The organism is Sphingopyxis sp. KK2 (assembly GCF_001990265.1).
Taxonomy (GTDB): domain Bacteria; phylum Pseudomonadota; class Alphaproteobacteria; order Sphingomonadales; family Sphingomonadaceae; genus Sphingopyxis.
The window spans coordinates 1-5,879 of sequence record NZ_LYVN01000192.1; the positions used below are offsets into that span (position 1 = coordinate 1).

At 68.1% G+C, this 5,879-nt stretch carries 6 protein-coding genes; 2 read left to right on the forward strand and 4 right to left on the reverse strand.

Annotation, left to right across the window (positions count from 1 at the left end; all coding sequences use genetic code 11):
• The 4 genes from B1A78_RS19910 to B1A78_RS19925 form a co-directional block, all read right to left on the reverse strand.
• On the reverse strand, positions 1–1,309 hold a 1,309-nt coding region (locus B1A78_RS19910; RefSeq protein WP_179102111.1), incomplete at its 3' end, for an AAA family ATPase.
• A gap of 154 nt (positions 1,310–1,463) precedes the next feature.
• The gene (locus tag B1A78_RS19915) at positions 1,464–2,195 is read right to left on the reverse strand and encodes a thioredoxin domain-containing protein (RefSeq protein WP_077148621.1); all 732 of its coding nucleotides are present in this window, start codon (positions 2,193–2,195) and stop codon (positions 1,464–1,466) included.
• Between the two features lie 40 nt (positions 2,196–2,235).
• The gene (locus B1A78_RS19920; RefSeq protein WP_083734350.1) at positions 2,236–2,982 is read right to left on the reverse strand and encodes a thioredoxin domain-containing protein; all 747 of its coding nucleotides are present in this window, start codon (positions 2,980–2,982) and stop codon (positions 2,236–2,238) included.
• 17 nt (positions 2,983–2,999) lie between these two features.
• On the reverse strand, positions 3,000–3,572 hold the full coding sequence (locus tag B1A78_RS19925) for a DUF721 domain-containing protein (RefSeq protein WP_077148619.1): 573 nt from the start codon (positions 3,570–3,572) through the stop codon (positions 3,000–3,002).
• A gap of 26 nt (positions 3,573–3,598) precedes the next feature.
• Between B1A78_RS19925 and B1A78_RS19930 the strand changes: the two genes are divergently transcribed.
• Together B1A78_RS19930 and B1A78_RS19935 are read left to right on the forward strand one after the other, a co-directional pair.
• The gene (locus tag B1A78_RS19930; protein ID WP_256839526.1) at positions 3,599–4,639 is read left to right on the forward strand and encodes an A/G-specific adenine glycosylase; all 1,041 of its coding nucleotides are present in this window, start codon (positions 3,599–3,601) and stop codon (positions 4,637–4,639) included.
• A partial coding sequence (locus B1A78_RS19935) for a serine hydrolase (protein ID WP_077148620.1) occupies positions 4,636–5,879 on the forward strand: 1,244 nt, incomplete at its 3' end. The genes B1A78_RS19930 and B1A78_RS19935, both read left to right, overlap by 4 nt.

Genomic DNA, 5,879 nt, shown 5'->3' on the forward strand with positions numbered 1-5,879 from the left:
GCGCGGCGCTGTCGCCGAGTGCGGCAACTTCGGCCTCGACCCGCGCGCTGTCGGCGGTGAGGCGCCGGACGGCGGTTTCGGCGCTGTCGCGCGCCGAGAGCGCGATGCGGCGGTCGGCCGCCTCGCTCGCAGCCTGCGCGCGTGCCTGCGCCAAGGCGACCTCGGCATCGCGGAGCAAGGCCTGCGCCGCCTGGCTCGCTTCGACCAGCGCGGCCTTGCCGGCTTCGTGCGTGGCGAGTCGCTGCGCGAGCGCCTTCGCCTCGGCGTCGAGATCCGTCAGCGCGCCATGCGCTTCGCGCGCCAGACTGCTTTCATGGTTGCGGTCGTCGGCGATGCGACGCTGCTGGACAGCGAGGTCGTCGAGCCGTTGCCGCGCGGCGCGTTCCTCGCCGGCGAGCCGGACCTGCGTCGCGGTCGCCTCAGCGAGCGCGTCGCGCTGCGCCTGCGCGGCGCTGCGCGCTTCGGCAACGCGCGTCGCGACCTCGGTCTGCGCGCGGGCGACGGTATCGAGCTTGTCCTGCGCGTCCTTCACCGCGGCCTCGGCGGCATCGGCATCGCGGCGCGCCTGGTCGGCCGCGGCGGCGGCGTCGCGCCAGCGCGCGTAGATCAGCCGCCCCTCGGCGACGCGAATCTCTTCGCTGAGTTTCTTGTAGCGTTCGGCGGCGCGCGCCTGGCGGCGCAGCGCATTGGCGCGCACCTCCATGTCGGCGACGATTTCGGACAGGCGGGTGAGGTTCGTTTCAGTCGCCCGAAGCTTTTGCTCGGCGTCCTTGCGGCGGACGTGCAGGCCGGCGATGCCCGCGGCTTCCTCGAGCATCGCGCGGCGGTCGGTCGGCTTGGCGGCGATGACATTGGCGATCTTGCCCTGACTGACCAGCGCCGGGCTGTGCGCGCCGGTCGCGGCGTCGGCGAAGATCAGCGCGACATCTTTGGCGCGCACGTCGCGGCCGTTGGCGCGATAGGCAGAGCCGGCGCCGCGTTCGATGCGGCGGATGATTTCGAGCTCGCGGCCTTCGGTGGCGTCCGACAGGCCGGCGACGATATCACCCTCGGTATCGCAGTGGAGCGCGACCTCGGCAAAGTCGCGCGGTGGGCGCTGCGAGGTGCCCGCGAAGATGACATCCTCCATGCCGCCGCCGCGCATCGATTTGGGGCTGGATTCGCCCATCACCCAGCGGATCGCCTCGAGCAGGTTCGACTTGCCGCAGCCATTGGGGCCGACGACGCCGGTCAGCCCGGGTTCGATGCGCAATTCGGTGGGTTCGACGAAGCTTTTGAAACCGGTGAGGCGCAGGCGCTTTATCTGCACGGGCGCATCCCGTGCAGTCGGCCGAATCGCAGTGGTTGCAACCTTCGCGTCACATATCCCCCTTGGCGTCCGTCATGCCGCGCCGTGGGGGGAGTCGCAAGGGGGTTGGGAGCGATCCTCCCCATGGCTCCGCCACAGGGAGGAATTCGCGGTATCAGCGTGCGCCGAGCGTCTTCAGGCGGTCGCGCAGGACGGGCCAGGTGCCGATGCCTTCGGCAAGCTGCCCGTTGATGAGGAAGGCCGGGGTGCCCGGGATATTATACTGCTCGTTCGCCGCGTTGACGCCCTTTTCGAGCGCCTCGATATTGGCGATGTTGCCAAGGCAGGTGCTGATCTGGTCGGCGGTCATGCCGCGCGCCTGGAAGAACTGGTCGAGCTTGGTCGCCTTGGCGAGTGCGGGGAAGCGCTGGTTCGGCGGCAGCTGCATCGCGGCTTCGAAGCCCTGCGGATTGGCCTGCGCATTGGCGAAGATTTCGGCCTGCGCTGCGAAGGTGTTTTCCATCAGCGGGAAATAGCGCTCGATCGGCGCGCAATGGATTACGGCGGCGGCGGTCGCGTCGATGCCGTCGCGGACATAGTTGCGCATTTCGAAGCTGACGCGGCCGGTGTCGACGAAGTCGCGCGACAGTTCCTCATGGCTTTCGTTCGAGAAATCGGCGCAGTGCGAGCAGGTGAGCGAGCCATATTCGACCAGCTTGATCGGCGCATCGGGGTTGCCCATCAGCACGCCGCCATCGGGCGTCTTGACCACGGTCTGCGACCAGCTCTTGCCCGCGGGCGCCGCGACCTTGGCGATCGCCGCCTGTTCCTTGGTGGTGTCGGTCTTGGTGTCGCCGCACGCGGCCAGGGCAAGCGCGGCCATCGAGGTCAGGAGCAAGGTACGCATCATGGTCTGTTTCTCTCCAAATCGGGGGAATGCGGCGCTTTTAGGAAGGTTTGAGCGCGAGGTCGAGTTGCGATTTGACCGCCGGCCAGGCGGTCACTTCGACGCGGCGGCCGTTGAGGAAAAAGGCCGGGGTGCCCGCGACGCGATCGGCGTTGCGACCGATATTGGTCATGCCGGTCAGCTCGGCCTGCGCCACCCCGTCGTCGAGGCACGCATTCTGCTGCGCGGCGGTATAGCCGCGCGCGCTCATCAGCGCGGTGAGCCCGGTGTCGGCGGCGATCTTGCGCGCTCGCTCGCCGGTGGTGCCCTCGAACCAGCTGGTCTTTTGCGCGTCGGTCGCCTTTGTCACCTTGTCGAGCAGCGCGGGCTGGCCCGCGAAGATCGCGGCATGGTTGCCGGCAAAGGCCTTGGGTCCGCCGCAGCGCGCGAGCAGCGCCGCGGTCATGTCGATCGGATCGCGTACGAGGTTGCGATATTCGAACAGGACGAGGCCCTTGTCGATATAGAGCGTCTTGAGCGGCGCCGTCGCTGCCCGGGCGAAGTCGCCGCAGACATGGCAGGTGTAGCTGAAATATTCGACCAGCTTCACTTTCGCGGCGGGGTTGCCGATGCTGTAGGCGCCGATCCCGCTGGTGGTGATGGTCGACGACCAGCGCGGTGCGGCCGGCGCCGCCTTGGCCGCGGGCTTCGCGGCGGGCTTGGCCGGCGAGGCGGTGGGAAGCAGGGTGAGCGCGGCAAGGCCGGTCACGACCAGCACGGCACTTGTTTTCAGGCGGGCGGCGAACATGGCGACCGGTTTCTTCCTCAACTGATGCGGGGGATTTTGGGTGCGGCACCGAGCCCCGCCGCCATCCTTTCGAGGACGGTGCGAAGCTCGGGGTCACCGATGTCGCGTAGACTGTCCCCCAGTTCGGCGGGTACGGGCTTGAGCATTGCTGGCGGCTGAACGGGCGCCGCCGGGGTGACATGGCCGTGGGTCATGCGGACCTGGGCGATCGCGGCATAGCCGAAAAAGCGGTTGACCGCGGTGATGAGGTCGGGGGCAACATGCTGGAGCATCGGGGCATGCGCGCCGCTGATCGTCAGGTAGAGCGTTCCGCCGGCCTTTTGCCCCGCCGGGAAACGGATCATCGCGGGCTGGGTGACGTCGGCGAGCCTTTCGCCGACGATCTCGCGCCAGCGGCTGACCACCGACGACTGGATGAAGCCGAATTTGCGAAAGGCGGTGCGGCCGATTTCGGGGACGAGGTCCGAAATGGCACGCGCGTCGCCGCCGCGCGGGCGCTCATAAGGACGCGCCGCAGGCTTGGCGGCTTTCGCCTTCGCCTTGGCTTTCGGCTTGGCGGCCGGGCCATCCTCTCGCGTGTCTTTCGCCATGGCTGGCGCCATGCCATAGGCGGGGGGTGAGCGTCCAGACTCCCCATAAATTTGGCGATATCGCAGAGGATTTCGCGGACCGGTTGCTCGACTGGTATGACCGGTCGGCGCGGGTGCTGCCGTGGCGCGTGCCGCCGGGGAGTGCCGCCGTTCCCGATCCCTATCGCGTGTGGATGGCCGAGATCATGCTGCAGCAGACGACGGTCGCCGCGGTGGCGGGCTATTTCGAACGCTTCACGGTGCGTTGGCCGACGGTGTTCGACCTTGCCGCCGCCGCCGATGCCGACGTCATGGCGGCATGGGCGGGGCTCGGCTATTATGCGCGCGCGCGAAATCTGCTCGCCTGCGCGCGCGCGGTAGTGCGCGAGCATGGCGGCATGTTCCCCGATAGCGAGGCTGGGCTGCGTGCCTTGCCGGGGGTCGGCGACTATACCGCAGCGGCGGTCGCGGCGATCGCCTTCGGACGCCCCGCGGTGGTGGTCGACGCCAATATCGAGCGCGTGATCGCGCGCCACCGGCTGATCGAAACCCCGCTTCCCGCAGCGAAGCGCGAGATCAAGGCGGCGCTGGCGCCGCTGGTGCCCGCAGACCGGCCCGGCGATTTTGCGCAGGCGCTGATGGATCTCGGCGCGACGGTCTGCACCGTGCGCGGCCCCGCCTGCGCGATATGTCCGCTGATGGCCGACTGCCGCGCGCGGGGGCGCGCCGATATCGAGCGGCTGCCGGTCAAGCCGCCGAAGAAAGCGAAGCCGCATCGCCACGGGGTGGCCTGGTGGATCGAGCGTGACGGCAGGATCTGGCTGGTGCGGCGCCCCGACAAAGGCATGCTCGGCGGCATGCGCGCGCTGCCCGGGGGCGAGTGGACCGAAACGCGCCCGCGCGAGTCGGGGATTATATCGGTCGACCATGGCTTCACCCATTTCGACCTCACGCTCGCGTTGGTGCGCCGCGAACCCCAAGATGCCGCAGCGGAAGGCGAGTGGTGGCCGATCAGCGCGCTTGACGTGGCGGGGCTGCCGACGCTCTACCGGAAACTGACCGACAAGATGCTGGAGAGAGACGGATGAACATGATGGTTTCGCGCCGCGCGATGCTCGGCGGACTGGCGCTGGGCGGGACCGGGCTGCTGCTGCCCCGGGCGGCATGGGCGTTCAAGGAAGGTGGGGCGCAGCTCTATCCCGCAACCAGCGCGTTCATCAAAGGCTTCGTCGATCGCAAGGAACTCGCCGGCACGCTCGCGGCGATCGGCAAGGGGCAGGCCGAAGCCAGCTTCTTCGGCGCCGGGGTGCAGTCGATCAGCGACGGCGTGCCGGTCGGCCCCGACACCTTGTGGCGGCTCTATTCGATGACCAAGCCGGTCACCGGTATCGCCGCGATGCTGCTGATCGAGGACGGCAAGATGACGCTCGACCAGCCGATCGCCGATTTCCTGCCCGCCTTTGCCAATATGAAGGTGCAGAACACCCCCGACGGCTCGATCACCGATGTGCGGCCCGCGAAAGGTCCGATCACGGTGCGCCAGCTGCTTACCCACACCGCGGGGCTCGGCTATAATATCATCCAGAAGGGGCCGATCAAAAAGGCCTATGACGACAATGGCATCGTCGGCGGGCAGGCGAGCCGGGTGGCGTTGCCGGGCTTCGCCGATGTGAAGCCCGCGCCGAGCCTGGCGGCGATGGCCGACCGTCTGGCGACGCTGCCGCTCGTCTATGAGCCCGGGACGAAATGGAGCTATTCGATCGGGCTCGACCTGCTCGGGCGGGTGATCGAGGTCGTTTCGGGGCAGGCGTTCGACGCCTTCCTGAAGGCACGGCTTTTCGACCCGCTCGGCATGACGAGCACCGGTTTCATGGTCGAGAAGAAGGATGTCGGGCGCTTCACGAGCAATTATGCGTTGTTCAACGGGATGCTGATCCCCTTCGATCCGGCGACGAGTTCGATCTATCTCGACAAGCCGGCCTATCCCTTCGGCGGTGGTGGGCTGGTATCTAGCGCGCGCGATTACGACCGCTTCCTCGCGATGCTGCTCGGCGAAGGCGAGACCGGCGGCAAAAGGATCATGAAGGTCGAGACCGCGCGGCTCGCGATGTCGAACATGCTGAGCGACGCGGTCGACCGCAAGGGCACTTTCGTCGACCGGCAGGGTTTCGGCGCCGGCGGGCGCGTGTCGCTGCCGACCTCACCGGGCGGCGAAGGGCTGTTTGGCTGGGCGGGCGCTGCGGGAACAATCGGCTTCGTCCACCGCAAGCTCGGCTATCGCGTCGGCGGCTATACGCAGATCATGCCGCCCGAGACGGTGAGCTTTCA

What these genes read in the sequence shown, in the direction of transcription:
- B1A78_RS19915 (WP_077148621.1), bottom strand. Translation starts at nt 2,195, where the DNA reads ATGCGTACCTTGCTCCTGACCTCGATGGCCGCGCTTGCCCTGGCCGCG.
- B1A78_RS19920 (WP_083734350.1), bottom strand. Translation starts at nt 2,982, where the DNA reads ATGTTCGCCGCCCGCCTGAAAACAAGTGCCGTGCTGGTCGTGACCGGC.
- B1A78_RS19925 (WP_077148619.1), bottom strand. Translation starts at nt 3,572, where the DNA reads ATGGCGAAAGACACGCGAGAGGATGGCCCGGCCGCCAAGCCGAAAGCC.